Below are 25693 nucleotides of genomic sequence, written 5' to 3' on the forward strand. Positions count from 1 at the left end.
TGCCCACTATGCCCAATCAAGCCGTGCCCACTGGCGAAAACGCTGCCTTGCAGATCCGCAATCTGGATTTTTTCTACGGCGATTTCAAAGGCATTAAAAATGTCAATATGGACATTGCCGACAACAAGGTGACCGCTTTCATCGGGCCGTCGGGCTGTGGCAAATCCACCTTGCTGCGCACATTCAATCGTATGTATGACCTGTACCCAGGCCAGCGCGCGGAGGGCCAGATCATGTTTCACGGCAAGAACCTGCTGGATAAATCGCAGGACGTGAACATGGTGCGTGCCAAGATCGGCATGGTGTTCCAGAAGCCCACTCCGTTCCCGATGACGATTTATGAAAACATTGCGTTCGGTGTCCGGCTGTATGAACGGCTGTCGAAGAGCGCAATGGACGATCGCGTCGAATGGGCGCTCAACAAGGCCGCTTTGTGGACCGAGGTCAAGGACAAGCTGCAGCAGAGCGGATTGTCGCTTTCCGGCGGCCAGCAACAGCGACTCTGCATCGCACGCGCGGTCTCGGTCAAACCCGAGATTGTGCTGCTGGACGAACCGACTTCAGCGCTGGATCCGATTTCCACCGCCAAAATCGAAGAGCTCATCAACGAACTCAAAAGCGAATACACGATTGCCATCGTGACCCACAACATGCAGCAGGCTGCGCGGATATCCGATTTCACTGCCTTCATGTACCTGGGTGAGCTGATCGAATTCAACGAAACCGGCACGATTTTCATGCGTCCGGGCAAGAAACAGACCGAAGACTACATTACCGGTCGTTTTGGCTGATTCTCCAGCCGGAGAAGGGTCTCTGCGGTTGACCAAGGGGCGCGTTGCGCTTAATATCGCGCACTTTTGTCTGGCGGACTCCCAATGCGTAAAAAGCTCGTAGCCGGTAACTGGAAAATGCACGGTAGCCTGGCTGAAAATGCCGCGCTGCTGGCTGCACTCAAGCCCGCTTTGGAAGGCATCAAAGCTGTCGTGTGCGTGCCATTTCCTTATCTGGCGCAAGCGCAGGCAGCATTGGCAGGTTCATCCATTGCCTGGGGCGCACAAAATCTCTCCGAGCAGAGCAAGGGCGCATTCACGGGCGAGGTGTCGGCTTCCATGCTGCTGGATTTTGGCTGCCAGTACGTAATTGTCGGACACTCCGAGCGACGCAGTCTGTACGGCGAGTCCGATGAGTTGGTTGCGAGCAAGTATGTGGCCGCCCAGGCAGCCGGATTGACCCCCATTCTGTGCGTCGGTGAATCGTTGGACGAGCGTGAGTCGGGCGTGACCGAGGCGGTCGTTGCGCGTCAACTGGATGCGGTAATCAAGCTTGCTGGCGTAGGTTCTCTGGCCAAAGCGATTGTCGCGTATGAGCCGGTGTGGGCCATCGGGACTGGCAAGACGGCCTCGCCTGAACAGGCGCAAGCCGTGCACGCATTCATTCGAAGCAAGATTGCCGCCCTCGATGCAGACATTGCCAAACAGTTGGTGATTCAGTATGGGGGTAGCGTAAAAGCTGCAAATGCGGCAGAATTAATGGCTCAGCCCGATATTGATGGCGGCCTGATTGGCGGTGCTTCTCTGGTTGCCGATGAGTTTGTGGCAATTTGCCGGGCAGCAGCCAAGTAAGAGTCGAAGAATATGGAAACACTGGTTTGGGTCGTTCACATTATCGTTTCAGTCGCTGTAATCGGCCTGGTGCTGTTGCAGCATGGCAAGGGAGCGGATATGGGGGCGGCATTCGGTAGCGGCTCTTCCGGGAGCCTGTTCGGTGCCACGGGTTCGGCCAATTTTTTGAGCCGCAGCACGGCAATACTGGCCACCTTGTTTTTCCTGACCAGCCTCGGCTTGGCGTACTTTGGTCTGCAGCAACATAAGCCGGATAGCGTTCTGGATCTGACCGCGGCACCGGCGAAGTCGGGTCAACCCGCCGTTCCGGTGCCGGCGCAGAACAGCGGTTCCAAAGCTGCGGATATCCCGCAGTAAGTTTCGGTAGCAAAAACCTCGTAATACCTAGCAGTACACAATTGGGTGCAAACCCATTGGCCGTCGTGGTGGAATTGGTAGACACGCTATCTTGAGGGGGTAGTGACTTCGGTTGTGCGAGTTCGAGTCTCGCCGACGGCACCATCAAATTTCCTGATTCATTCATCAGTCAAAATCATCAAATAACTTATTGATCCATAAGTTAAATCCGACTATTTTTTCGGCTTGACAGTGAGTGCGGCGCACACATAAACTGCGCCCATAATGACTCACCCCGCAAAGGGGCGCCGGAGGATCAGTGCTGGAGAATTACCTCCCCATTCTGTTGTTCATACTGGTCGGCTTGGCCTTTGGCATTGGCCCGATCGTCGCGGGTTCCCTGCTGGCGCCGAATCGTCCGGACAGCGAAAAACTCTCTCCTTATGAATGCGGCTTCGAGGCGTTTGAGGATGCACGCATGAAGTTTGACGTGCGGTATTACCTCGTTGCCATCCTGTTCATCCTGTTCGATCTTGAAATCGCCTTTCTTTTTCCGTGGGCCATCGTGCTGGAGGAAATCGGCCTGGCCGGATTCGTCGCCATGATGGTGTTTCTCGGTATTCTGGTGGTCGGCTTCATCTACGAGTGGATGAAGGGCGCACTGGAATGGGAATGAGGCATTTGAGCCAGCGGGGGATGGAGCAGTCGCGCAGCATGCGGATTGGCTCGACGAAAAGGCCTGACGGTGCTGCGCAGGTGGTGGGTTCTGAAACAAGATTTTCGGAGCGGGCAGAATGAGCATCGAAGGCGTCCTCGAGCAAGGCTTTGTCACGACCCAGGCCGACCAGCTCATCAATTACATGCGCACCGGCTCGATGTGGCCGATGACCTTCGGGCTGGCTTGTTGCGCGGTTGAAATGATGCAGGCCGGCGCGTCACGCTATGACCTGGACCGTTTCGGGATCGTGTTTCGCCCGAGCCCGCGTCAGTCCGATGTGATGATTGTTGCCGGCACGCTGTGCAACAAGATGGCCCCGGCATTGCGCAAGGTTTACGATCAAATGGCCGAGCCGCGCTGGGTGATTTCCATGGGGTCTTGTGCCAACGGCGGTGGTTACTACCACTATTCCTACTCGGTGGTGCGCGGCTGCGACCGCATCGTGCCAGTTGATATTTACGTCCCGGGTTGCCCGCCCACCGCAGAGGCACTTTTGTTCGGCATCATCCAGTTGCAGAACAAAATCAAGCGTACCAACACAATCGCCCGTTAAGAATTGATGACACAGACTGTGGAAGCCCTCTCTTTGTCGATTGAAACCGTGCTGGGCGATGCGTTGGCGCAGTCGTTTGTCCGTCTAGGCGAGTTGACCTTGATTATCAAATCGCAGCATTACGCTGCAGCGATGCTTGCCTTGCGCGATCACCCCGAGTGCCGTTTTGAACAGCTGATTGATTTGTGCGGCATGGACTATTCCGGCTTTGGTGGGGAAGGTGAATGGGACGCTGCGCGCTTTGCGGTGGTGGTGCATCTGTTGTCGGTCTCGAACAATCAGCGCGTGCGTGTGCGCGTGTTCTGTCCGGATGAGGATTTGCCGGTTGTGGCCTCGATGGTCGATATCTGGCCCGCCGCCAACTGGTTCGAGCGCGAGGCGTTCGACTTGTACGGCATTGTGTTCGAAGGGCATCCGGACCTGCGTCGCATATTGACCGACTATGGTTTTATCGGTCATCCCTTCCGCAAGGATTTCCCGCTGTCGGGCAATGTTGAAATGCGCTACGACCCGACGCAGCGGCGGGTGATTTACCAGCCGGTGTCGATCGAGCCGCGTGAGATCGTACCGCGTATCGTGCGTGACGAAAGCTATGGAGCGGGGCGCTGACATGGCCCCGGTTCAAACCAAAATGGCCCGCAACTACGCTAGATTAATGGGTGTCGTCCCGGAGCATTTAAATGGCTGAAATCCGGAACTACACCATGAACTTCGGCCCGCAGCACCCGGCTGCGCACGGCGTGCTGCGTCTGGTGCTGGAACTCGACGGCGAAGTGATCCAGCGTGCCGACCCGCACATCGGTCTACTGCATCGCGCCACCGAGAAACTGGCCGAGCACAAGACCTTCATCCAGTCGGTTCCTTACATGGATCGTCTCGACTACGTGTCGATGATGGTCAACGAACATGCCTATGTAATGGCGATCGAAAAGCTGCTCGGCATCCAGGTGCCGGAGCGGGCGCAGTACATCCGCGTGATGTTCGATGAAATCACCCGCGTGCTGAACCACTTGCTGTGGCTTGGGGCGCATGCGCTCGACGTCGGTGCGATGACGGTGTTTCTGTATGCCTTCCGCGAGCGCGAAGACCTGATGGACTGCTACGAAGCGGTGTCGGGCGCGCGTCTGCATGCGGCTTACTATCGCCCCGGCGGCGTGTATCGCGACCTGCCGGACACGATGCCGCAATACCAGGCGCAGCACACCCGCAACGCAGAAACGATGAAGTCGATGAATGCGAACCGTCAGGGGTCGTTGCTGGATTTCATCGATGACTTCACGCAGCGTTTTCCCGCTTATGTCGACGAGTACGAAACCCTGCTGACCGACAATCGCATCTGGAAACAGCGTACCGTCGGTATCGGGGTGGTGTCGCCCGAGCGCGCACTGGCACTGGGCTTCACCGGTCCAATGTTGCGCGGTTCAGGCGTGGAATGGGACCTGCGCAAGAAGCAGCCCTATGAAGTCTACGACCGCATGGATTTCGATATTCCGGTCGGCACCAACGGCGATTGCTACGACCGCTATCTGGTGCGGATCGAGGAATTCCGGCAGTCCAACCGCATCATTAAGCAATGCGTGGACTGGCTGCGCAAGAATCCCGGCCCGGTGATTGTCGACAACCACAAGGTTGCGCCCCCTTCACGGATCGACATGAAGCAGAACATGGAAGAGCTGATCCACCATTTCAAACTCTTCACCGAAGGCATGCATGTCCCGGCAGGCGAGGCATTCGCTTCGGTTGAACATCCCAAGGGTGAATTCGGTATTTATCTGGTCTCGGACGGCGCCAACAAACCTTACCGGCTGAAGATCCGCGCGCCGGGCTATGCACATCTGGCTGCGCTCGATGAAATGAGCCGGGGCCACATGATTGCCGACGTCGTCGCCATCATCGGCACGCAAGATATCGTTTTCGGGGAGATTGACCGCTGATGTTGTCTTCAGAATCACTCGCGCTCATCGATCTGGAAATTGCCAAATATCCAGCCGAGCAAAAGCAGTCCGCCGTGATGGGCGCGCTGCGCATTGCGCAGACGGAAAAAGGCTGGCTCAAATCCGACGTGGTCGAGTTTGTTGCGGCGTATCTCGACATGCCCGCGATTGCGGCTTACGAGGTGGCGACGTTCTACAACATGTACGACACCCAGTCGGTGGGGCGCAACAAGATCACGCTGTGCACCAATTTGCCGTGTGCCTTGATGGGCGCCAACGAGATTGCCGAGCACCTCAAGAAAAAACTGGGCATCGGTTTTGGCGAAACCACTGCCGACGGTCGCTATACTCTGAAAGAGGGCGAGTGCATGGGTGCATGCGGCGATGCGCCGATGTGTCTGCATAACAACCACTGCATGCACACCCGCCTGACGCCCGAGAAAATAGACGAATTGCTGGAGCAGCTGAAATGAGTCTGCTTGTGCCCAGCGTCAAGGTCTGTTCCTGGACTCAGGAACTCGACAACCCGGCATCGCTTGCGACTTATGTGGCGAATGGCGGCTATCAGGCCTTGCGTCGCATCATTACCGAAAACGTGCCGGGCGACGACATCATTGCCCAGCTCAAGCTTTCTGCCCTGCGCGGACGCGGCGGCGCAGGGTTCCCGACCGGGCTTAAATGGAGCTTCATGCCGCGTGCCTTTCCCGGCGACAAATACATCGTCTGCAACAGCGACGAAGGCGAGCCGGGCACCTTCAAGGATCGCGACATCATGCGCTACAACCCGCACCAGCTGATCGAAGGCATGGCGATCGCGGGCTATGTGCTGGGCGCCAAGGTGGGCTACAACTACATCCACGGAGAGATTTTCGACGTCTATACGTCCTTCGAGCGCGCGCTGGCCGAGGCGCGCGCAGCGGGTTATCTGGGCGACAAATTGTTCGGCACCGACTTCAGCTTCCAGCTGCATGCGCATCACGGCTACGGCGCTTACATCTGCGGCGAGGAAACGGCGCTGCTCGAATCACTCGAAGGCAAAAAGGGCCAGCCGCGCTTCAAGCCGCCGTTCCCGGCAAGTTTCGGGCTGTACGGCAAACCGACGACGATCAACAACACCGAAACCCTGGCGAGCGTGCCGTGGATCATGCAACACGGCGGCCAGGCTTTCCTGGAGTTGGGCAAACCCAACAATGGTGGGTCCAAGCTGTTCTCCGTGTCGGGTCACGTCAACAAACCGGGCAACTATGAAGTGCCGCTCGGCACGCCGTTCAGCGAGCTGCTGGCAATGGCCGGTGGGGTGCGCAACGGCCACAAACTGAAAGCCGTGATCCCCGGCGGATCGTCGGCGCCGGTACTGCCAGGCCATGTCATGATGGACTGCACCATGGATTTCGATTGCGTTGCCAAAGCCGGTTCGATGCTGGGTTCGGGTGCGGTGATCGTGATGGACGAAACCGTTTGCATGGTGCGTGCGCTGGAGCGCCTGTCGTATTTCTATCATGAGGAGTCGTGCGGCCAGTGCACGCCGTGCCGTGAGGGTACCGGCTGGATGTATCGCATGATTCACCGCATCGAGCATGGTCAGGGGCGTCCGGACGATCTTGAGTTGCTCAATAGCGTGGCAGGAAAAATCGGCGGCTATACCATCTGCGCGCTCGGTGACGCTGCGGCGATGCCGGTGCAAAGTTTTCTCAAGCATTTTGGCGATGAGTTCGCGTACCACGTCGAGCACAAGCGCTGCATGGTCTGACGGGACAGGTAAAGGCTATGGCTACGCTGAACATCGAAATTGACGGTCGCGCGATTCAGGTCGAAAGCGGCGACACCATCATGGATGCGGCCAATCAGGCCGGTATCGCGATCCCGCATTTCTGTTATCACAAAAAGCTTTCCATCGCGGCCAACTGCCGTATGTGCCTGGTACAGGTAGAGAAGGCGCCGAAGCCACTGCCTGCTTGTGCCACCCCGGTGACGGACGGCATGAAGGTGCAGACCCGATCCGATTACGCCGTCAACGCGCAGAAGGCCGTGATGGAGTTCCTGCTGATCAATCACCCGCTCGACTGCCCGATCTGCGATCAGGGCGGCGAATGCATGCTGCAGGATATGGCGGTGGGCTATGGCGCATCGTCTTCGCGCTATCAGGAAGAAAAGCGCGTGGTGAGCGAGAAGAATCTCGGTCCGCTGATCGCTACCGACATGACGCGCTGCATTCACTGCAGCCGCTGCGTGCGATTCGGCCAGGAAATCGCGGGCGTGATGGAGCTCGGCATGGCGGGGCGGGGCGAACACACCGAGGTGATGCCCTTTCTGGCGCAACAAGTTGCGTCCGAGTTGTCGGGCAACATCATCGACCTGTGCCCGGTGGGCGCGCTCACTAGCAAACCGTTCCGTTATTCGGCTCGTGCCTGGGAGCTGGGACGGCGGTTCTCGATCAGTCCGCACGACAGCCTGGGGTCCAACCTCACCGTGCACGTCAAGGACAACAAGGTGATGCGCGTGCTGCCGCGCGAGAACGAGGACGTCAACGAATGCTGGCTGGCTGACCGCGACCGTTTTTCTTACGAAGGGCTGAATACCGCCGAGCGTCTGACCCAGCCGATGATCAAGCAGGGCGGGCAGTGGGTGGAGACAACCTGGCAGACCGCGCTCGAATTCATCGCGGACAAACTGAAAGCGATACCCGCAGAGCAGATTGGCGCATTGTCGACACCGTACCGTCCGGCGGAAGAGCTTTTCCTGCTGCAAAAACTGATGCGCGGCATGGGCAGCGGCAACGTCGATCACCGCCTGCGGCAATCGGACTTCACGCTGGACACCAAGGCGCACGGCGGCTTCTGGCTGGGCATGCCGGTGACCTACATGTCGCGTCTCAACCGCATGCTGGTGGTGGGATCGAACCTGCGCAAGGACCATCCGTTGATGGCGCACCGCATCCGCGAATCGGTGCGCTGGTATGGACAGCTCAACCTGATCAATGCGCACGAGGACGAATTCCTCGGCAAGGTGCACGCCAAGCGCATCGTCGCGCCGTCGCAACTCGCCACGGCGCTGGCAGGCGTCTGCGTTGCGCTGGCCGAACTGAAAAACCTGCCGGTGCCCGACATCGCCGCGCACGGTGTAGCAGACGACACGGCACGCAAGATGGCCGAGAGCCTGTCCGGCGGCGGACAGGGCGCTTCCGGCGTGGAAGCGCGCGCCGTCTTTTTGGGCAACATGGCGCAGCACCATCCCAGTTATTCGCATATCCACGCGCTGGCGCAGGCTGTGGCGAAACTCGCGGGCGCCAGCTTCGGCGTACTGGGCGAAGCCGCCAACAGCGTCGGGGCGGTGGCTGTCGGTGCGATTCCGGTATGCGGTCCGCTGGGACAGCCTGCGGTCAAGGGGCTGAACGCGCAGCAGATGTTGGCGCAACCCCTGCGCGCTTACCTGATGCTGGGCGTCGAGGCCGAACTCGATACCCACGATCCGGTGACTGCGATGAAGAGTATCAACGCGGCCGAGTTCGTCGTGGTGATGTCGCCGTACAAGGGCAAGTCGCTTGACTATGCCGATGTACTGCTGCCGATTGCGCCCTGGACTGAAACCTCGGGCACCTTCGTCAATACCGAAGGCCGGGTGCAGAGCTTCAATGCCGTGGTGAAACCGCTTGGCGAGACTCGCCCCGCGTGGAAAGTGCTGCGTGTGCTGGGCAATCTGCTGGGCTTGGCTGGGTTTGATCACAACGATTCCAAGGACGTGCTGCGCGATGCCTTGGGCGACACGCCCATCGGCAATGTGCAGGCCTATCTGAATAATGAAATTAGCGGCGTCACGGTCGTTCCGGAACAAGCCTGGTCAGGTCTGGAACGGGTGGCCGAAGTACCGATTTATCAAACCGATGCGGTGGTGCGCCGCTCGCCTTCGCTGCAGATGACGCTCGATGCCGCCCTGCCGGTTGCGCGCATGCACAGCCGGCTGATCGCCAAGCTGGGACTTACAGAAAACGGCCGCGTATCGGTACGGCAAACGGCCTCCGCGCTGACCCTCAAAGTGCAGCGCGACGATCTGCTGCCCGATAATTGCGTGCGCATCCCCAGCGGTCATCCGCTGACTGCAGGCCTCGGCCCGATGTTCGGCCCGATTACGGCGGAGCCCGTCTGATGATGGACATGAACCTGGACTGGACAGCCATACAAGCCGTGGTCTGGACGCTGATCAAGATCATGGCATTGGTGGTGCCGCTGATGCTCGGCGTTGCTTACCTCACTTATGCCGAACGCAAGATCATCGGCTGGATGCAGGTGCGTATCGGCCCCAACCGCGTCGGTTTCCAGGGCCTGCTGCAACCGATTGCCGACGCTGTGAAATTGCTGATGAAGGAAATCATCATTCCTTCCGGCGCCAACAAGGGGCTGTTCATCCTCGGCCCCATCCTGGTGATTGCCCCCGCACTGGCGGCATGGGCCGTGATCCCGTTCACCGACACGCTGGTGCTGGCCAATATCAACGCCGGTTTGCTGTATGTCATGGCGATCACCTCGATGGGCGTGTATGGCGTGATCGTCGCCGGCTGGGCTTCCAACTCCAAATACGCCTTCCTCGGTGCGATGCGTTCGGCGGCCCAGATCGTGTCGTATGAAATCGCCATGGGCTTCGCGCTGGTCGGTGTGTTGATGGCGGCGCAGTCGCTGAACCTGATCGATATTGTGCAGGGCCAGTCGGGCGGGGTGCACCAGTGGTATATCTGGCCGCTGTTTCCGCTGTTCATGGTGTATCTGATCGCCGGCGTGGCCGAGACCAACCGCGCGCCGTTCGACGTGGCCGAGGGTGAATCCGAGATCGTCGCGGGTTTCCACGTCGAATATTCCGGCATGGCCTTCGCGGTATTCTTCCTCGCGGAGTATGCCAACATGATCCTGGTGGCCGCGCTGTGCACGCTGATGTTCCTCGGCGGCTGGCTGTCGCCAGTGACCTTCCTGCCCGATGGCATCGTCTGGTGGCTGGCAAAAACCGGTTTTGTGCTGTTCCTCTTTCTGTGGTTCCGCGCCACTTTCCCGCGCTATCGCTACGACCAGATCATGCGGCTGGGCTGGAAAGTGTTCATCCCCATCACCATCGTCTGGATCGTCGTCGTCGGCGCCATGATGCAGACGCCGTATGGTTATCTCTTCCATTGAGCGCGCCATGAAACGACTCGCCCAATTCTTCGGCAGCCTGCTCCTGATCGAGCTCCTGCGCGGCATGATGCTCACCGGGCGTCACCTGTTCGCGCGCAAGATCACGGTGCAATACCCCGAAGAGAAAACCCCGCAATCGCCACGTTTCCGCGGTCTGCACGCGCTGCGCCGCTATCCCAACGGCGAGGAGCGCTGCATCGCCTGCAAACTGTGCGAAGCGGTGTGCCCGGCGCTCGCCATCACCATCGAATCGGAAAAGCGCCAGGACGGCACCCGCCGCACCACGCGTTACGACATCGACCTGACCAAGTGCATCTTTTGCGGCTTCTGCGAGGAATCCTGCCCGGTCGATTCCATCGTCGAGACCCGCATCCTCGAGTACCACGGCGAAAAACGCGGCGACCTGTATTACACCAAGTCCATGCTGCTGGCGATCGGCGACCAGCATGAAGCGCAGATCGCGAAAGACCGCGCACAGGATGCGAAGTATCGATAATGAATACAGCGCGAAGCATTGTTAGACCTCTATGACCTACACGACCGCGATCTTTTATTTCTTCGCTGCCATCCTGGTGTTTGCCGGCTTGCGCGTGATCACTGCGCGCAACCCGGTGCATGCCGCATTGTTCCTGGTGCTGGCGTTTTTTACCGCAGCCGGGCTGTGGATGCTGCTGGAGGCCGAATTCCTCGCCATCACGCTGGTGCTGGTTTACGTTGGCGCGGTGATGGTGCTGTTCCTGTTCGTGGTGATGATGCTCGACATCAACCTCGACAAATTGCGCGAAGGTTTCTGGGATTACCTGCCGCTGGCCGGTTTCGTTTCGGTGCTGCTGGTGATCGAGATGGTACTGATACTCGGCAGCCGCCATTTTGGGCTCGATGTCATGGGCGCCCCTGCGCCGCATCCAGCCGATTACAGCAACACCAAGGAACTTGGCCGGCTGCTGTATACCGATTATGTCTATGCGTTCGAACTCGCCGCCGTGATCCTGCTGGTGGCGATTGTCGCCGCCATCGCGCTGACGCTGCGCCGCCGCAAGGACAGCAAGTACATCGACCCGGCCGAACAGGTGAAGGTCAAGCGCAATGACCGTCTGCGGATTGTAAAAATGCCAGCCGTCAAAATGCAGGCCACGCAGAAGCCGCAAGCCGGGGAGGGTGAGGCATGATTTCCCTGTCGCATTATCTGGTGCTGGGCGGCATCCTGTTCGCCATCGCCGTGCTGGGCATTTTCCTCAATCGCAAGAACGTGATCATCCTGTTGATGGCGATCGAATTGATGCTGCTGGCGGTGAACATGAACTTCATCGCCTTTTCGCACTATCTGGGCGACATCCACGGCCAGATCTTCGTCTTCTTCATCCTCACCGTCGCCGCCGCCGAGTCCGCCATCGGCCTGGCGATCCTGGTGGTGCTGTTCCGCAACTTGCACACCATCAATGTCGATGACCTCGACCATCTGAAAGGCTGATGCGGATGGACATGCAGATGCTCTATCTCATCGTGCCACTGGCCCCGCTGCTGGGTGCGATCGTCGCAGGCTTTTTCGGCAAGCTGATCGGCCGGACCTTGTCGCACGTCGTCACCATCGCAGGCGTGGCGGTGTCGCTCGCTGCCTCGGTGCTGGTGTTCCAGGATGTGCTCGCCGGCCATACTTACAACGGTACGGTCTACACCTGGATGGTGCTGGGCGACCTGCGCTTCGAAGTCGGTTTTCTGATCGACTCGCTGACCACGATGATGATGCTGGTCGTCACCTTCGTGTCGCTGATGGTGCACATCTACACCATCGGCTACATGCACGACGATCCCGGTTACCAGCGTTTCTTCAGCTACATCTCGCTGTTCACCTTCTCGATGCTGATGCTGGTGATGAGCAACAATTTCCTGCAGCTGTTCTTCGGCTGGGAAGCGGTCGGTCTGGTGTCCTATCTGCTGATCGGCTTCTGGTATACGAAAGAGACGGCGATCTACGCCAACCTCAAGGCCTTCATGGTCAACCGCGTGGGCGACTTCGGTTTCATCCTCGGCATCGGCCTGGTGCTGGCACATTTTGGTTCGCTGGATTACGCCACGGTGTTTGCCAGGGCGCCCGAGCTTGCGAATGAAACGATCACCATTTGGTTCGACACGCCCTGGATGTTGATGAGCGTGATCGGGATACTTTTATTTATCGGCGCGATGGGCAAATCCGCGCAGTTCCCGCTGCACGTCTGGCTGCCCGATTCGATGGAAGGCCCGACGCCGATCTCGGCGCTGATCCATGCCGCGACGATGGTGACTGCGGGCATTTTCATGGTCGCGCGCATGTCGCCGCTGTACGAACTGTCGGATACCGCCTTGAGCTTCATCATGGTGATCGGCGCCATTACCGCGCTGTTCATGGGTTTTCTCGGAATCGTGCAGAACGACATCAAGCGCGTGGTGGCCTATTCGACGCTGTCGCAGCTGGGTTACATGACGGTTGCGCTCGGCGCTTCTGCGTACTCGGTCGCGGTATTCCACCTGATGACGCACGCTTTCTTCAAGGCGCTGCTGTTTCTTGCCGCGGGCAGCGTCATCATCGCCATGCACCACAATCAGGACATCCGCTACATGGGCGGCCTGAAGAAATACATGCCGATCACCTGGATCACCTCGCTGATCGGATCGTTGGCGCTGATCGGTACGCCTTTCCTGTCGGGCTTCTATTCCAAGGAAAGCATCATCGAGGCGGTCAAGCTGTCGCACCTGCCGGTGGCCGACATCGCCTACTGGGCGGTGCTGGCCGGCGTCTTCGTCACTGCGTTCTATTCCTTCCGCATGTACTTCCTGGTATTCCACGGCAAGGAACGTTTCCATAACGCGCACCATCATGGCGACGACAGCCACGGGCAGGATGAGCATGGCGATGCGCACAGTCATGGCGCCGGCACGCCGCACGAAACGCCGTGGGTGGTGACCGGCCCCTTGCTCGCGCTGGCGCTGCCTTCGCTGGCAATCGGCTACATGACCATTGAGCCGATGCTGTTCGGCGACTTCTTCGGCAATGCGATTTATGTTGCCGATCGCCATCCGGTGATGGTCGAGCTCAACCAGCATTTCCACGGCGCGATGGCGATGGGACTGCACGCCATCACCACCTTGCCGTTCTGGCTGACGGCGGCAGGGGTAGGGCTGTCGGCTTACTTCTATCTCAAACGTCCGGATATTCCGGCAGCGATCCAGCAACGCTTCAGTTTCATCCACAGCATGCTCGTCAACAAATACTGGTTCGACGAACTCTATAGCTGGCTGTTTGCCGGTGGTGCGCGCCTGCTGGGGGGCGGTCTGTGGCGCGGCGGCGACCAGGCCGTCATCGACGGTACGATCAACGGCACCGCGCGGCTGGTCGAGCGCGTCGCCCGGCTGCTGCGCGCCTTCCAATCCGGCTATATCTACCACTACGCTTTCGCCATGCTGATCGGGGTGTTTGCCCTGGTGACCTGGTTTGCCCGTCTGAACTGACCCATGGATTCCATACTTTCCCTCGTCATCTGGGTGCCCATTCTTGCGGGCGTCGCCGTGCTCACCACCGGGTCGGATAAAAACGCGGTGCTGGCGCGCTGGCTGGCGCTGGCAGGTTCGCTTGCCGGGCTGCTCGTTGCGATCCCGCTGGCGAGCGGATTCGACACCACGACTTCGGCCATGCAGTTCGTCGAGAACACAGCCTGGATACCTGCGTTCAATATCCATTACCACCTGGGTGTCGACGGCATTTCCATGCCACTGATCCTGCTCAACAGCTTCATTACCGTGCTGGTGGTCATCGCCGGCTGGCAGGTGATCCAGGACAAGGTCGCGCAATACATGGCGGCCTTCCTCATCATGTCCGGCCTCATCAACGGGGTGTTCGCCGCGCTCGACGGCATCCTGTTCTATGTCTTCTTCGAAGGCATGCTGATTCCGCTGTATCTGATCGTCGGCGTATGGGGCGGACCCAACCGCGTGTACGCCGCTTTCAAGTTCTTTCTCTACACGCTCGCCGGCTCCTTGCTGATGCTGGTGTCGATGATCTATCTGTACTTCCAGTCGGGCGGCAGTTTCGACATCCAGACCTGGCACACCACCACGCTGGGGATGTCGGCGCAGACGCTGATGTTTTTCGCGTTCCTGCTGGCCTTCGGCGTCAAGGTGCCGATGTGGCCGGTGCACACCTGGCTGCCCGACGCCCACGTCGAGGCGCCGACCGGCGGCTCGGTGGTGCTGGCGGCGATTACGCTCAAGGTCGGCGCCTACGGTTTCCTGCGTTTCATCCTGCCGATCCTGCCGGACGCCAGTCATGAACTCGCCTGGTTCGTCATCGCGCTGTCGCTGATCGCCGTCGCCTACATCGGTCTGGTTGCGCTGGTGCAGGCCGACATGAAAAAGCTCATCGCCTATTCGTCGATTGCGCACATGGGCTTCGTCACCCTCGGTTTCTTCATGTTCAATCCGCTCGGCCTCGAAGGCGGGCTGGTGCAGATGATCTCGCACGGCTTTGTGTCGGCGGCGCTTTTCCTTTGCATCGGCGTAATGTACGACCGCCTGCATTCGCGCCAGATCAAGGACTACGGCGGTCTGGTCAACCGGATGCCGGTGTTCGCCGCGCTGTTCATGCTGTTTGCCATGGCCAATGCCGGCTTGCCCGCCACCAGCGGCTTCGTCGGCGAGTTCATGGTCATCATGTCGGCCACCCAGGTGAATTTCTGGTTCGCCTTCGTCGCCGCCACCACCCTGATCCTCGGCGCGGGCTACACACTGTGGATGTACAAGCGGGTGGTGTTCGGCCAGATCACCAACCCGCACGTCGAAGAACTCACGGACATCAACGCGCGTGAAATCCTGTTGCTCGGCGTGCTCGCCGTCTGCGTGCTCGGCATGGGCCTGTATCCCAAACCCTTCACCGACGTGATGCACGTCTCCGTCGTCGATCTCCTGGCGCACGTCGCCCAGAGCAAACTGCCATGAGCCTGAGTGCCTTCCTCCCCGCGCTGCCCGAAATCTTCGTATTGGCGATGGTGTCGCTGATCCTGGTGATCGATGCCGCCGTCGACGACAGCAAGCGTTATCTCGCCTACGTGTTGTCGCTGGCCACCCTGGCGGGTGCTGCTTTCCTCACTGTGCGCGATCTGTCCACCATGCCGGTTCTGGCATTGAACGGCCTGTTCATCGACGATCCGCTGTCGGACGTGCTGAAGCTGTTTCTCTACCTGACCACCGCCGTGGTGCTGGTTTATTCGCGTGCTTACCTGCGCGAACGCGGGCTTTATAAAGGCGAGTTTTTCGTGCTGGCGCTGTTCGCCTTGCTGGGCATGATGGTGATGATTTCCGCCAGTCACTTCCTCACCCTGTATCTCGGGCTCGAGCTGCTGTCGCTGTCGCTGTATGCCATGGTTGCGCTGCAACGCGATTCCAGCGTGGCGACCGAGGCGGCGATGAAGTATTTCGTCCTCGGCGCGCTGGCGTCCGGCATGCTGCTGTACGGCATGTCGATGGTCTACGGCGTGACCGGCTCGCTGGCGCTGGGCGATATCGCCATCGCCCTGCAGGACGGCACCGACCTGCGCATTCCACTGGTGTTCGGCATCGTTTTCCTGGTCGCCGGGCTGGCCTTCAAGCTGGGCGCCGTGCCGTTCCACATGTGGGTGCCCGACGTCTATCACGGTGCGCCCACGGCGATGACGCTGTTCATCGGCAGCGCGCCCAAGATCGCCGCGTTCGCTTTCGTGATCCGCATCCTGGGACAGGGGCTGGAATCGCAGGTCGGCGAATGGCGCGACATGCTGATCATCCTCGCCGTGCTGTCGATGGCGCTTGGCAATTTCGCAGCCATCGCGCAGAGCAACCTCAAACGCATGTTCGCTTACTCGACCATCTCGCACATGGGCTTCATGCTGCTGGGCATCCTGGCTGGTACGCAGAATGGCTATGGCAGCGCGATGTTCTACGTGCTGATCTACACGCTGATGAGCCTGGGCGGCTTCGGCATGATCCTTTTGCTGTCGCGCGCCGGTTTCGAAGCCGACCAGCTCGACGACTTCAAGGGCCTCAACCGCCGCAGCCCGTGGCTGGCCTTCCTGATGCTGCTGCTGATGTTCTCCATGGCTGGCGTGCCGCCCACCGTCGGCTTCTACGCCAAGCTGTCGGTGCTGCAGGCCGTGGTCGAACTGGGCTATGTCTGGCTGGCGGTGGCGGCGGTGCTGTTCTCGCTGGTCGGCGCGTTTTACTACCTGCGCATCGTCAAGCTGATGTATTTCGATGCGCCGCACGACACCTCGCCGATCACCCCCAGCGTTGACACCCGCATTATCATGTCGGCCAACGGTCTCGCCGTGCTGGCAATCGGTATCCTGCCGCAGCCGTTGATGGCGCTTTGCATCCACGCCATCGGCGCGTCGTTTTGAGGCAAGTGCAGCTGAACTAAACCCCACCGGAGCAGGTCTGCTCCGGCATCATTTGGCATTTCGGATTCACCGTGAATTTTTCGACCACCCTGCTGCTTATCCTGGCATTCATCGCCGCCAACCTGCCGTTCCTCGTCGAGCGCATTTTCTTTGTCGTCCAGCCCAAAGCCGCCAGCAAGAACTTCGCCTGGCGCCTGCTCGAACTGGTGACGATGTTTTTCATCGTAGGAGGCATTGCCTGGATGCTGGAGAGCAAACTGGGCGATGTGCACAAGCAGAACTGGGAGTTCTACGCGGTCAACGCTTCCTTGTTCGTGGTGTTTGCCTACCCGGGGTTCGTGTACCGCTATCTGTGGCGGCGGCGCGGCGGCTAACCGGCTGGGCAGATGCTTCCCCGCCAGTCCCGCACGTTACAAAAAGTAGAAAAAATAGCGGCCGGCATCAAATTCAACTGCCAGCCGCGCGCCGCGATTCAGCGCATAGTCCCACGACCCCTTGGTGGCACAGCCTTCGTGGCATTCGCTGACGCCCGCCGGAGATTCAAGATCGCGTTCGCGGTCGTACCAGCTCAATAACATCGTGTCGTCGCCCAGTTGCTGCTGGGCGATCGCGGTCGCCAGCTTGAGCGCGGCATAAAAGTCGAGGCCGAGCTCGGCGGTGTCGAGGCGCAGGGTTTTCATGGTGACGTGTCGGTCAACGCTTTTAGCGCGTAGAGCATATCCAGCGCGGCCTTCGGGGTGAGTGCATCGGGATCGATCTCGCGCAACTGGTCGAGCGCGGGATGCGGCGGCGGTTCGTCGTTGGGCAGGTGGGCTGCGAACAGGTCGCCTTGCGGGCCGGGTTGCAGCTGGGCGTCTTCGAGTTCGCGCAGGTGGCGGCGTGCGGCGGCGATGACCGGGCTGGGCACGCCGGCCAGACGGGCGACCTGGATGCCGTAGCTTTGCGAGGCCGGGCCTTCTTCGACGGCGTGCAGGAACACCAGATTGGCGCCGTGTTCCTTGGCATCGAGGTGGACGTTGACGAGTTGCTTGTACTCGTTGGCCAGTTGGGTCAGTTCGAAATAATGGGTGGCGAACAGGGTGAAGGCGCGCGTCGCGCTGACCAGATGCCGCGCCACCGCCCACGCCAGCGCGAGGCCGTCGAAGGTCGAGGTGCCGCGCCCGATTTCGTCGAGCAGCACCAGGCTGTTGGCGCTGGCGTTGTGCAGGATATGCGCGGTTTCGGTCATCTCGACCATGAAGGTGGAGCGCCCGCCGGCGAGGTCATCCGACGCGCCGATGCGGGTGAAGATCTGGTCGATGTCGCCGATTTTTGCCGAGTTCGCAGGTACCCACAGGCCGCAGCAGGCGAGCAGCGTGATCAGCGCCACTTGCCGCATGAAGGTCGATTTGCCGCCCATGTTGGGGCCGGTAATCAGCAGCATCTGCCGCGCGCGGGTGAGCTGCACGTCGTTGGGGATGAAGTGAGCCACCTGCGCTTCGACCACTGGATGACGACCGCCGCGGATGACGATGCCGGGTTCGTCGCTGTAGTCGGGCGCACACAGCTTCAGCGTGACTACACGCTCGGCCTGGCTCGCCAGCACGTCGATTTCGGCCAGCGCAGCGGCAATCGCCAGCAAATCCGGCACGTGCGGCGTCAGCGTCTCCAGCAAGGATTCGAACAAGGCTTTTTCGCGTGCCAGTGCGCGGTCCTGCGCCGACAGCGCCTTGTCTTCGAAGGCTTTGAGCTCGGGCGTGATGTAGCGTTCAGCGTTCTTCAGCGTCTGGCGGCGGCGATAGTCGTCGGGGACCTTGTCCGATTGCGCGCGGCTGACTTCGATGTAAAAGCCATGCACCCGGTTGTATTCGACCTTGAGGGTGGCGATGCCCGAGCGCGCGCGTTCGCGGGTTTCCAATTCGAGCAGGAATGCGCCGGCGTCGCGCGTCAGCGCGCGCAGTTCGTCGAGGTCGGCATCGTAGCCGTCGGCGATCACGCCGCCTTCGCGCAGCACGCTGGCGGGTTCGGGCAGCACGGCGCGGGCGAGCAGTTCGTGCAGATCGGGGCGGGCGGCGAGCGCGCCTTGCAGGGTGGCCAGGTGCGCGCGATCGTCGGGCAGCGTGGCGGCGAGATCCGGCAGCAGCGCGAGCGTGTCGCGCAGGCCGGACAAGTCGCGCGGCCGCGCATTTTTGAGCGCGATGCGGCCGCTGATGCGTTCGACATCGGCGCAGCTCTTCAGCAGACGGGTGAGTGCGGTCGCGGTGTCGGATTGCTCCGCCAGTACGCCGATGGCGTCGCGGCGCCGGCTCAGAACGCCGCGGTCGCGCAGCGGATGATGCAGCCAATGGCGCAACAGGCGTGTGCCCATGCCGGTGGCGGTGGTGTCGAGCACCGACAGCAGGGTCGGCGACGCTTCGCCGCGCAGGGTTTCGGTGAGTTCCAGATTACGCCGGGTGGCGGCGTCGAGCTGTACGAAATCGCTGTCGCGCTCGGCGTGGATGCTTTGTATATGCGGCAGCGCGGTGCGCTGCGTGGTCTGGATGTAATCGAGCAGCGCGCCCGCCGCCGCCAGCGCGAGCGGCAGGTCGGCGACGCCGAATCCGCCGAGGTCACGGCTGTCGAATTGCTGCGCCAGCCGGGTGCGCGCGCTGTCGGCGTCGAACTGCCACGGCGCGAGGCGGCGCACCGCGCAGGGCGAGCCGTTCAGCGTGAAGTCGTCGGGCGCGAGGATTTCGGCCGGGCGTACGCGCGCCAGCAAAGCGGGCAGGGCGGCGGGAGGGATTTCGCTGATCTGAAAGCGTCCGGCAGCCAGGTTCAGCCAGGCCACGCCGACGCTTTCCGTGTCGGGGGCTGCATTAACCCTGTCGGGGACGATCGCGAGAATCAGGGTGTCGCAGGTTTCGTCCAGCAGACCCGAATCGGTCAGCGTGCCCGGGGTGACGATGCGTGCCACCTGGCGCTCGACCGGGCCCTTGCTGGTGGCCGGGTCGCCAATCTGCTCGGCGATCACCACCGATTCGCCCAACTTCAGCAGCCGCGCCAGATACTGTTCGGCGCTGTGATACGGCACGCCGGCCATCTTGATCGGGGTGCCCGCCGACGCACCGCGCGTGGTAAGGGTGATGTTGAGCAGCCGCGCCGCTTTTTCGGCGTCGTCGAAAAACAGTTCGTAAAAATCGCCCATGCGGTAAAACAGCAGCATGTCCGGGTTTTGCGCCTTGATGCCGAGGTACTGCTGCATCATTGGCGTGTGGGCGGCGGTTTCCTTGCTGCTGGACATGGGCGAACGGGCGGGTTGTTTAGACTTTCAGTTCAGGCGGCAAATGCGGCGCAATGATCTGCAGCATCTGCGCAAAGATTTTCGGGGTGGCGGCGACGATGTTGCCGGAGTCGAGAAAGCCTTCGTTGCCGACGAAGTTGCCGACGAATGCGCCGGACTCCTGCGCGATCAGGCTGCCGGCGGCGAGATCCCAGGGTTTCAGGTGCATTTCCCAGAAGCCGTCGTAGCGGCCGCAGCCCACATAGCAGAGGTCGAGCGCGGCGGAACCGGGGCGACGCAAGCCGGAACTGGCCAGCATCATGTCGCGGAACATGCCGAGGTAGGCGTCGGCGTAGCGGAAGTCGGTGTAGGGGAAGCCGGTGCCGATCAGGCATTCGGCGAGCTTGTTGCGCATGCTGGCGCGAATGCGGCGCTCGTTCAGGTACGCGCCACGGCCGCGGGTGGCGGTAAACAGTTCGTTGCGTGCGGGGTCGTAGACCACGGCCTGGGTGATCTGGCCTTTTTGCTTGAGCGCGATCGAGACGGAATATTGCTGCAGGCCGTGGAGGAAATTGGTGGTGCCGTCGAGCGGATCGATGATCCACTGATAGTCCTCGTTGTTCTTGGCTGCGGTGACGCCAGACTCCTCTGCTAAAATCCCATGGTTCGGATAGGCGTCGAGCAGGGTTTCGATAATGACGCGTTCGGCCATCTGGTCGACTTCGCTGACGTAATCGCGATCCTGTTTGCTCCGTACGGTGAGCTGGTCGAGGTCGAGCGAGGCGCGATTGATGATCGCCCCCGCTTTGCGAGCGGCTTTCACCGCTGTATTGAGCATGGGATGCATGATGTCTGGCTACAAATTCAAAGAACGAGCCGCCATTTTACTTGATGTATGACGCGATCTGACCCAAAACTTCTCGGCAATATCCGCATCGTGCTCGCACGCACCAGCCATCCCGGCAATATCGGCGCGGCCATGCGGGCGATGAAGACGATGGGCCTGTCGCAGCTGTATCTGGTCAATCCGGCGATATTTCCCAATAGCCAGGCCGATGCGATGGCGGCAGGCGCGACCGACCTGCTGGCGCAGGCCCGGGTGTGCGCCACGCTCGAAGAGGCGCTGGCCGATACCACGCTGGTACTGGGCGTATCGGCGCGCCGCCGCGACATCGTGACCGAGGTGCTGACCCCGCCCGAAGCCGCAAGCCGCCTGCTGACCGAGGCGCAGGCCGCACCGGTGGCGCTGGTGTTCGGCAACGAAACCAGCGGCATGTCGAACGAGGAGTTGAGCCTGTGCCAGGGACTGGTGACGATCGCCGCCAACCCGGACTACAGCTCGCTCAACCTGGCGGCGGCGGTGCAGGTGCTGTGCTACGAAATCCGCCAGGCCTGGCTGGCGCACCCGGTCTGGCCACAGCCCGCGCTGGATGCGGCCACGGGTGACGAGATCGAGCGGTTCTACACGCACCTGGAAGCCGCACTGATCGATCTGGACTTCCTCAACCACGGTTCGCCCGGAAAGTTGATGTTGAAGCTGCGCTGGCTGTTTGCGCGCACCCGGCTGGCCAGGGAAGAAGTGAACATCCTGCGTGGCATTCTGACCGCGGCGCAAGCGGCCAAGCGGGGCGTACGCCGGCAGGGAAACGCCGACGCGGAATAGTTGACTCAATTACTCGGAAATAGCATTCTTTAACGCATGAGCCTGTTCAGCCAATTCAAGGAAGACATTGCCGTCGTATTCGACCGCGACCCGGCAGCGCGTTCGACGCTGGAAGTCATCACGCTGTATCCCGGCTTTCATGCCATCGTCATCCATCGGCTGGCGCACTGGTTGTGGCGCAAGGGCCTTAAATGGCTGGCGCGCTTTACCTCGCATATCGCACGCTGGCTCACCGGCATCGAAATCCACCCCGGCGCCAGCATCGGCCGCCGCGTATTCATCGACCACGGCATGGGCGTGGTCGTGGGCGAAACCGCCGAGATTGGCGACGACTGCACGCTGTATCACGGCGTCACCCTAGGCGGTACCTCGTGGGACAAGGGCAAGCGCCATCCCACGCTGAAACCGGGCGTGGTGGTGGGGGCGGGTGCCAAAATCCTCGGCCCCATCGTCATCGGCGCCAATGCGCGTATCGGTTCCAACGCCGTGGTGGTGAAGGCGGTGCCGGACAATGCGACGGCGGTAGGCATTCCTGCCCGCATCCTCGACAGCGAGACGGAAAAGCAGCGCCAGCAGCAGATGGCCAATCTGGGGCAGCGGGCCGAAAAGCTGGGTTTCTCGGCGTATGCCGTTTCCGCCGACATGAACGATCCGGTGGTGAAAGCGATTCATGGCCTGATCGACCATTCCGCGCATATCGACGAGCGCCTGGAGCAGGTTATCGCGCAGCTGCGCAAGTTGGGCGCAGAGCTGCCGGCAGGCCAGGACAAGCCGGACGATTTCGATGCGAATTATCTGAACAAAATAGTTGACTAAAACAGTAAGGTAAGGAATAGTTGAGCGAATCGCTCGGACATTGATAAACCGGGTGTCATTCAGGAGAAACCAAGATGAGGTTGACCACGAAAGGTCGTTTTGCTGTGACCGCGATGCTGGATCTGGCGCTGCGCGGCGGTAAAAATCCAGTCACGCTGGCAGGCATCAGCGAGCGTCAGGACATATCCCTGTCCTATCTGGAGCAACTCTTCAGCCGCTTGCGCCGCCATGAATTGGTGGAGAGCGTACGCGGCCCGGGCGGTGGCTATTATCTTGCCCGAACCCTGGGCAACATCAGCGTCGCCGACATCATCCGCGCGGTAGACGAACCTATCGACGCCACCCATTGCGGCGGCAAGGAAAACTGCCACGACGACCACCGCTGCCTGACGCATGACTTGTGGATGGGCCTCAACGCCCATATCTACGATTATCTGGACAATGTCACCCTTGCCACGCTGGTTGCTAAGCAGGAAGAGTGTAAGGAAAAAATAATGCAGGACCGTCGTGCGCCCAAGGCAACGCTTGCAGCTTGATAGTGGATTCAAGACGCCAGGATTTAAGACACCAAGATTTAAGAAACAAGGCTAACTCAATGAAAACAATCTACTTTGACTACTCCGCAACCACCCCGGTCGACCCCCGCGTGGCGGCCAAGATGATTCCGTACCTGACCGAGGAGTTTGGCAACCCGGCCTCGCGCTCGCATCCGTATGGCTGGACGGCGGACAAGGCAGTCGAAGAGGCGCGTGCCGAAGTGGCCGCCCTGGTGGGGGCCGATCCGAAGGAAATCGTATTCACGTCCGGCGCGACCGAGTCGAACAACCTGGCCATCAAGGGCGCGGCGCACTTCTACGCCGGCACCAAGGGCAAGCACATCATCACCGTCATGACCGAGCACAAGGCGGTGCTGGATACCGTGCGCGAGATGGAGCGTCAGGGTTTCGAGGCGACCTATCTGGGCGTGCAGGAAAACGGCCTGCTCGATCTCGACGTGCTGCGCGCCGCGATGCGTCCGGACACCGTGCTGGTGTCGGTGATGGCGGTCAACAACGAAATCGGCGTGATTCAGGACCTCGAAGCGATCGGCAATCTCTGCCGCGAAAAAGGGGTGCTGTTCCATGTCGACGCGGCGCAGGCCACCGGCAAGATGCCGATCAACCTGGCCAAACTGCCGGTCGACCTGATGTCGTTCTCCGCGCACAAGACCTACGGCCCCAAAGGCATTGGCGCGCTGTATGTGCGTCGCAAGCCGCGCGTGCGCCTGGAAGCGCAGATGCACGGCGGCGGTCACGAGCGCGGCATGCGTTCGGGCACCCTGGCCACCCATCAGATCGTCGGCATGGGCGAAGCCTTCCGCATTGCGCGTGAAGAAATGGCCACCGAGAACGAGCGCATCCGCATGCTGCGCGACCGCCTCTACGACGGTCTGAAGGACATCGAAGAGCTGCATCTGAACGGAGACTTCGAGCGCCGCGTACCCCACAACCTCAACGTCAGCTTCAATTTCGTCGAAGGCGAATCGCTGATCATGGCGATCAAGGACTTGGCTGTCTCCAGCGGTTCGGCTTGCACCTCGGCCAGCCTGGAGCCGTCCTACGTGTTGCGCGCGCTGGGCCGCAGCGACGAACTCGCGCACAGCTCGATCCGTTTCTCGATCGGCCGCTTTACGACCGAAGAAGAAGTCGATTACGCCATCAAGCTCTTGCACGAAAAAATCGGCAAGCTGCGCGAACTGTCCCCGTTGTGGGAGATGTTCAAGGAAGGCGTCGACCTCAATTCCGTACAGTGGGCCGCACATTAACAATCCGGATTCGATTTTGTTTGTATCCTGTTGTTAAACATGTAGTTTGTTAGTTAAAGTTTGAAGGAGAACCACCATGTCTTATAGCGAAAAAGTACTCGATCATTACGAAAATCCCCGCAACGTCGGATCGTTCACGAAAGACGACGATGGCGTGGGCACCGGCATGGTGGGCGCGCCCGCTTGCGGCGACGTGATGAAGCTGCAGATCAAGGTGGGTGCAGACGGCCGTATCGAAGACGCCAAGTTCAAGACCTATGGTTGCGGTTCGGCGATTGCATCGAGCTCGCTGGTGACCGAATGGGTCAAGGGCAAGACGCTCGACCAGGCGATGGAAATCAAGAACACGGCGATTGCCGAAGAGCTGGCGCTGCCGCCGGTCAAGATCCACTGCTCGATTCTGGCCGAAGACGCGATCAAGGCCGCGGTCGCCGACTACAAGCAGAAAAAGGGTCTGGAGTAAGCATCATGGCAGTCACTCTGTCCGAGCGCGCAGCGCAACACGTCACGAATTACCTGACCAAACGCGGCAAGGGTGTCGGCATCCGTCTCGGCGTGCGCACCACGGGCTGCTCCGGCATGGCGTACAAGCTGGAGTTTGCCGATGAAGTGCCGGATGGCGACGAGGTGTTCACCAGCCATGGCGTCACCGTGTTTGTCGACCCGAAGAGCTTGGCCTATATCGACGGCACCGAGCTGGATTACGCGCGCGAAGGCCTGAACGAAGGCTTCAAGTTCAATAACCCGAACGTGAAGAACGAGTGCGGCTGCGGGGAATCATTTAACGTTTGATTATTGGCAGGGGTCAGGATTCAGGGGCCAGGGGTCAGGTTTTTGTGCGGCCTTTGGCCGCGCCAATGTAAATCGCTCAGCATATTGCCCCCTGAATCCTGATTTCTGAATCCTGGCCCCTAAAATGGACTTCACTCAAACCTACTTCGCCCTGTTCGGCCTGCCAGCGACCTATGCGTTGAACCGCGAGCAGCTCGACAGCGCTTACCGCGAGTTGCAGAACACCGTGCATCCCGACCGTTTTGCGGCACAGCCCGATGCCGAGCAGCGGGTGGCCATGCAGTGGGCAACCCGGGCAAACGAAGCCTATCGCACCCTGAAACACCCGGTTGACCGCGGCGTGTACCTGCTGCAGTTGCAGGGGATCGACGCGCTCGACGCACACAATACGCAGATGGCGCCGGCATTCCTGATGCAGCAGATGGCGTGGCGCGAGGCGATCGACGATGCGCGCGCGGCCAGAAGCGTGGAAGCGCTCGATACCCTGATCGACGAATTGCGCCTCGACCACCGCCGAATTGAGACCCAACTGGCCGAACTGCTCGATGCGAGGCAGGATTTTGAGGGCGCATGCGAAGCCGTGCGCCAATTGCGATTTATGGACAAGCTCATTGCCGAAGTAGGCGATGTGTACGAAGAACTCGAAGGCTAGGT

General features: G+C 60.4%; 28 protein-coding genes and 1 tRNA gene. 26 read left to right on the forward strand and 3 right to left on the reverse strand.

Annotated features, from left to right (window positions below):
- The first annotated feature begins 8 nt into the window (after positions 1 to 8).
- The 19 genes from pstB to IV098_RS05245 all read left to right on the forward strand — a co-directional run bounded on the left by pstB (position 9) and on the right by IV098_RS05245 (position 17100).
- Complete coding sequence (gene pstB, locus IV098_RS05155; protein ID WP_296886751.1) at positions 9 to 791, forward strand: phosphate ABC transporter ATP-binding protein PstB; 783 nt, start codon at positions 9 to 11, stop codon at positions 789 to 791.
- Positions 792 to 875: 84 nt separating this feature from the next.
- Entirely contained in the window at positions 876 to 1622 is a 747-nt protein-coding gene (gene tpiA, locus IV098_RS05160; RefSeq protein WP_296886752.1) for a triose-phosphate isomerase, read from the forward strand.
- 12 nt (positions 1623 to 1634) lie between these two features.
- A complete protein-coding gene (gene secG, locus IV098_RS05165; protein WP_296886753.1) occupies positions 1635 to 1979 on the forward strand; it encodes a preprotein translocase subunit SecG in 345 nt (114 codons plus the stop codon).
- Between the two features lie 59 nt (positions 1980 to 2038).
- A tRNA-Leu gene (locus tag IV098_RS05170) sits at positions 2039 to 2123 on the forward strand.
- Positions 2124 to 2277: 154 nt separating this feature from the next.
- A complete protein-coding gene (locus IV098_RS05175) occupies positions 2278 to 2634 on the forward strand; it encodes an NADH-quinone oxidoreductase subunit A (protein WP_296886754.1) in 357 nt (118 codons plus the stop codon).
- Positions 2635 to 2752: 118 nt separating this feature from the next.
- On the forward strand, positions 2753 to 3229 hold the full coding sequence (locus IV098_RS05180) for an NADH-quinone oxidoreductase subunit B family protein (protein ID WP_296886755.1): 477 nt from the start codon (positions 2753 to 2755) through the stop codon (positions 3227 to 3229).
- Positions 3230 to 3235: 6 nt separating this feature from the next.
- Positions 3236 to 3838 (forward strand): NADH-quinone oxidoreductase subunit C, encoded by a 603-nt coding sequence (locus IV098_RS05185; protein ID WP_296886756.1) that lies wholly within the window; start codon positions 3236 to 3238, stop codon positions 3836 to 3838.
- A gap of 71 nt (positions 3839 to 3909) precedes the next feature.
- Complete coding sequence (locus IV098_RS05190) at positions 3910 to 5163, forward strand: NADH-quinone oxidoreductase subunit D (RefSeq protein WP_296886757.1); 1254 nt, start codon at positions 3910 to 3912, stop codon at positions 5161 to 5163.
- A complete protein-coding gene (gene nuoE / locus IV098_RS05195; protein ID WP_296886758.1) occupies positions 5163 to 5636 on the forward strand; it encodes an NADH-quinone oxidoreductase subunit NuoE in 474 nt (157 codons plus the stop codon). The genes IV098_RS05190 and nuoE overlap by 1 nt, the downstream gene beginning before the upstream one ends.
- On the forward strand, positions 5633 to 6913 hold the full coding sequence (gene nuoF / locus IV098_RS05200; protein ID WP_296886759.1) for an NADH-quinone oxidoreductase subunit NuoF: 1281 nt from the start codon (positions 5633 to 5635) through the stop codon (positions 6911 to 6913). The genes nuoE and nuoF overlap by 4 nt, the downstream gene beginning before the upstream one ends.
- Before the next feature lie 17 nt (positions 6914 to 6930).
- Positions 6931 to 9306 (forward strand): NADH-quinone oxidoreductase subunit NuoG, encoded by a 2376-nt coding sequence (nuoG, locus tag IV098_RS05205; protein ID WP_296886760.1) that lies wholly within the window; start codon positions 6931 to 6933, stop codon positions 9304 to 9306.
- On the forward strand, positions 9306 to 10322 hold the full coding sequence (gene nuoH / locus IV098_RS05210; protein WP_296886761.1) for an NADH-quinone oxidoreductase subunit NuoH: 1017 nt from the start codon (positions 9306 to 9308) through the stop codon (positions 10320 to 10322). The genes nuoG and nuoH overlap by 1 nt, the downstream gene beginning before the upstream one ends.
- Positions 10323 to 10329: 7 nt before the next feature.
- On the forward strand, positions 10330 to 10818 hold the full coding sequence (nuoI, locus tag IV098_RS05215; RefSeq protein WP_296886762.1) for an NADH-quinone oxidoreductase subunit NuoI: 489 nt from the start codon (positions 10330 to 10332) through the stop codon (positions 10816 to 10818).
- Positions 10819 to 10849: 31 nt separating this feature from the next.
- Positions 10850 to 11491: an NADH-quinone oxidoreductase subunit J gene (locus IV098_RS05220; protein ID WP_296886763.1), complete on the forward strand. Its 642-nt coding sequence runs from the start codon at positions 10850 to 10852 to the stop codon at positions 11489 to 11491.
- Entirely contained in the window at positions 11488 to 11793 is a 306-nt protein-coding gene (gene nuoK, locus IV098_RS05225) for an NADH-quinone oxidoreductase subunit NuoK (RefSeq protein ID WP_296886764.1), read from the forward strand. Before IV098_RS05220 ends, nuoK begins: the two co-directional genes overlap by 4 nt.
- 5 nt (positions 11794 to 11798) lie before the next feature.
- A complete protein-coding gene (gene nuoL / locus IV098_RS05230; protein WP_296886765.1) occupies positions 11799 to 13808 on the forward strand; it encodes an NADH-quinone oxidoreductase subunit L in 2010 nt (669 codons plus the stop codon).
- A gap of 3 nt (positions 13809 to 13811) precedes the next feature.
- Positions 13812 to 15290 (forward strand): NADH-quinone oxidoreductase subunit M, encoded by a 1479-nt coding sequence (locus tag IV098_RS05235; protein ID WP_296886766.1) that lies wholly within the window; start codon positions 13812 to 13814, stop codon positions 15288 to 15290.
- Positions 15287 to 16726 carry an NADH-quinone oxidoreductase subunit NuoN gene (gene nuoN, locus IV098_RS05240; RefSeq protein ID WP_296886767.1) on the forward strand — a complete coding sequence of 480 codons (1440 nt, stop codon included), beginning with the start codon at positions 15287 to 15289 and terminating at the stop codon, positions 16724 to 16726. The genes IV098_RS05235 and nuoN overlap by 4 nt, the downstream gene beginning before the upstream one ends.
- Before the next feature lie 71 nt (positions 16727 to 16797).
- Positions 16798 to 17100 carry a DUF2818 family protein gene (locus IV098_RS05245; protein ID WP_296886768.1) on the forward strand — a complete coding sequence of 101 codons (303 nt, stop codon included), beginning with the start codon at positions 16798 to 16800 and terminating at the stop codon, positions 17098 to 17100.
- A 36-nt stretch (positions 17101 to 17136) separates the two neighbouring features.
- Here IV098_RS05245 and IV098_RS05250 read toward each other — a convergent pair whose 3' ends face one another.
- The 3 genes from IV098_RS05250 to IV098_RS05260 are packed head-to-tail and all read right to left on the reverse strand — an operon-like array spanning position 17137 to position 20811.
- On the reverse strand, positions 17137 to 17406 hold the full coding sequence (locus IV098_RS05250) for an AF1514 family protein (protein ID WP_296886769.1): 270 nt from the start codon (positions 17404 to 17406) through the stop codon (positions 17137 to 17139).
- Positions 17403 to 19985: a DNA mismatch repair protein MutS gene (gene mutS / locus IV098_RS05255; RefSeq protein WP_296886770.1), complete on the reverse strand. Its 2583-nt coding sequence runs from the start codon at positions 19983 to 19985 to the stop codon at positions 17403 to 17405. The genes IV098_RS05250 and mutS overlap by 4 nt, the downstream gene beginning before the upstream one ends.
- Before the next feature lie 19 nt (positions 19986 to 20004).
- Positions 20005 to 20811 (reverse strand): inositol monophosphatase family protein, encoded by an 807-nt coding sequence (locus tag IV098_RS05260; protein ID WP_296886771.1) that lies wholly within the window; start codon positions 20809 to 20811, stop codon positions 20005 to 20007.
- 48 nt (positions 20812 to 20859) lie between these two features.
- Here IV098_RS05260 and IV098_RS05265 point away from each other — a divergent pair, with 48 nt between their 5' ends.
- The 7 genes from IV098_RS05265 to hscB all read left to right on the forward strand — a co-directional run bounded on the left by IV098_RS05265 (position 20860) and on the right by hscB (position 25691).
- Positions 20860 to 21627, forward strand: coding sequence for an RNA methyltransferase (locus IV098_RS05265; protein ID WP_296886772.1), 768 nt, complete (start codon positions 20860 to 20862; stop codon positions 21625 to 21627).
- 36 nt (positions 21628 to 21663) lie between these two features.
- Positions 21664 to 22443 carry a serine O-acetyltransferase gene (gene cysE, locus IV098_RS05270; RefSeq protein WP_296886773.1) on the forward strand — a complete coding sequence of 260 codons (780 nt, stop codon included), beginning with the start codon at positions 21664 to 21666 and terminating at the stop codon, positions 22441 to 22443.
- A gap of 74 nt (positions 22444 to 22517) precedes the next feature.
- A complete protein-coding gene (iscR, locus tag IV098_RS05275) occupies positions 22518 to 22979 on the forward strand; it encodes a Fe-S cluster assembly transcriptional regulator IscR (RefSeq protein ID WP_296886774.1) in 462 nt (153 codons plus the stop codon).
- A 59-nt stretch (positions 22980 to 23038) separates the two neighbouring features.
- Complete coding sequence (locus IV098_RS05280; protein ID WP_296886775.1) at positions 23039 to 24247, forward strand: IscS subfamily cysteine desulfurase; 1209 nt, start codon at positions 23039 to 23041, stop codon at positions 24245 to 24247.
- Between the two features lie 76 nt (positions 24248 to 24323).
- A complete protein-coding gene (gene iscU / locus IV098_RS05285) occupies positions 24324 to 24710 on the forward strand; it encodes a Fe-S cluster assembly scaffold IscU (RefSeq protein ID WP_296886776.1) in 387 nt (128 codons plus the stop codon).
- A 5-nt stretch (positions 24711 to 24715) separates the two neighbouring features.
- A complete protein-coding gene (gene iscA / locus IV098_RS05290) occupies positions 24716 to 25039 on the forward strand; it encodes an iron-sulfur cluster assembly protein IscA (RefSeq protein ID WP_296886777.1) in 324 nt (107 codons plus the stop codon).
- Positions 25040 to 25163: 124 nt separating this feature from the next.
- Positions 25164 to 25691: a Fe-S protein assembly co-chaperone HscB gene (gene hscB / locus IV098_RS05295; protein WP_296886778.1), complete on the forward strand. Its 528-nt coding sequence runs from the start codon at positions 25164 to 25166 to the stop codon at positions 25689 to 25691.
- Positions 25692 to 25693: the final 2 nt, after the last annotated feature.

Source organism: Thiobacillus sp. (assembly GCF_018780105.1).
Taxonomy (GTDB): domain Bacteria; phylum Pseudomonadota; class Gammaproteobacteria; order Burkholderiales; family Thiobacillaceae; genus Thiobacillus.

Excerpts from the sequence above, each read along its gene's own strand:
- pstB (WP_296886751.1), top strand. The coding sequence starts at position 9 with ATGCCCAATCAAGCCGTGCCCACTGGCGAAAACGCTGCCTTGCAGATC.
- tpiA (WP_296886752.1), top strand. The coding sequence starts at position 876 with ATGCGTAAAAAGCTCGTAGCCGGTAACTGGAAAATGCACGGTAGCCTG.
- secG (WP_296886753.1), top strand. The coding sequence starts at position 1,635 with ATGGAAACACTGGTTTGGGTCGTTCACATTATCGTTTCAGTCGCTGTA.
- IV098_RS05180 (WP_296886755.1), top strand. The coding sequence starts at position 2,753 with ATGAGCATCGAAGGCGTCCTCGAGCAAGGCTTTGTCACGACCCAGGCC.
- IV098_RS05185 (WP_296886756.1), top strand. The coding sequence starts at position 3,236 with ATGACACAGACTGTGGAAGCCCTCTCTTTGTCGATTGAAACCGTGCTG.
- IV098_RS05190 (WP_296886757.1), top strand. The coding sequence starts at position 3,910 with ATGGCTGAAATCCGGAACTACACCATGAACTTCGGCCCGCAGCACCCG.
- nuoE (WP_296886758.1), top strand. The coding sequence starts at position 5,163 with ATGTTGTCTTCAGAATCACTCGCGCTCATCGATCTGGAAATTGCCAAA.
- nuoF (WP_296886759.1), top strand. The coding sequence starts at position 5,633 with ATGAGTCTGCTTGTGCCCAGCGTCAAGGTCTGTTCCTGGACTCAGGAA.
- nuoG (WP_296886760.1), top strand. The coding sequence starts at position 6,931 with ATGGCTACGCTGAACATCGAAATTGACGGTCGCGCGATTCAGGTCGAA.
- nuoH (WP_296886761.1), top strand. The coding sequence starts at position 9,306 with ATGATGGACATGAACCTGGACTGGACAGCCATACAAGCCGTGGTCTGG.
- nuoI (WP_296886762.1), top strand. The coding sequence starts at position 10,330 with ATGAAACGACTCGCCCAATTCTTCGGCAGCCTGCTCCTGATCGAGCTC.
- IV098_RS05220 (WP_296886763.1), top strand. The coding sequence starts at position 10,850 with ATGACCTACACGACCGCGATCTTTTATTTCTTCGCTGCCATCCTGGTG.
- nuoK (WP_296886764.1), top strand. The coding sequence starts at position 11,488 with ATGATTTCCCTGTCGCATTATCTGGTGCTGGGCGGCATCCTGTTCGCC.
- nuoL (WP_296886765.1), top strand. The coding sequence starts at position 11,799 with ATGGACATGCAGATGCTCTATCTCATCGTGCCACTGGCCCCGCTGCTG.
- IV098_RS05235 (WP_296886766.1), top strand. The coding sequence starts at position 13,812 with ATGGATTCCATACTTTCCCTCGTCATCTGGGTGCCCATTCTTGCGGGC.
- nuoN (WP_296886767.1), top strand. The coding sequence starts at position 15,287 with ATGAGCCTGAGTGCCTTCCTCCCCGCGCTGCCCGAAATCTTCGTATTG.
- IV098_RS05250 (WP_296886769.1), bottom strand. The coding sequence starts at position 17,406 with ATGAAAACCCTGCGCCTCGACACCGCCGAGCTCGGCCTCGACTTTTAT.
- mutS (WP_296886770.1), bottom strand. The coding sequence starts at position 19,985 with ATGTCCAGCAGCAAGGAAACCGCCGCCCACACGCCAATGATGCAGCAG.
- IV098_RS05260 (WP_296886771.1), bottom strand. The coding sequence starts at position 20,811 with ATGCATCCCATGCTCAATACAGCGGTGAAAGCCGCTCGCAAAGCGGGG.
- IV098_RS05265 (WP_296886772.1), top strand. The coding sequence starts at position 20,860 with ATGACGCGATCTGACCCAAAACTTCTCGGCAATATCCGCATCGTGCTC.
- cysE (WP_296886773.1), top strand. The coding sequence starts at position 21,664 with ATGAGCCTGTTCAGCCAATTCAAGGAAGACATTGCCGTCGTATTCGAC.
- iscR (WP_296886774.1), top strand. The coding sequence starts at position 22,518 with ATGAGGTTGACCACGAAAGGTCGTTTTGCTGTGACCGCGATGCTGGAT.
- IV098_RS05280 (WP_296886775.1), top strand. The coding sequence starts at position 23,039 with ATGAAAACAATCTACTTTGACTACTCCGCAACCACCCCGGTCGACCCC.
- iscU (WP_296886776.1), top strand. The coding sequence starts at position 24,324 with ATGTCTTATAGCGAAAAAGTACTCGATCATTACGAAAATCCCCGCAAC.
- iscA (WP_296886777.1), top strand. The coding sequence starts at position 24,716 with ATGGCAGTCACTCTGTCCGAGCGCGCAGCGCAACACGTCACGAATTAC.
- hscB (WP_296886778.1), top strand. The coding sequence starts at position 25,164 with ATGGACTTCACTCAAACCTACTTCGCCCTGTTCGGCCTGCCAGCGACC.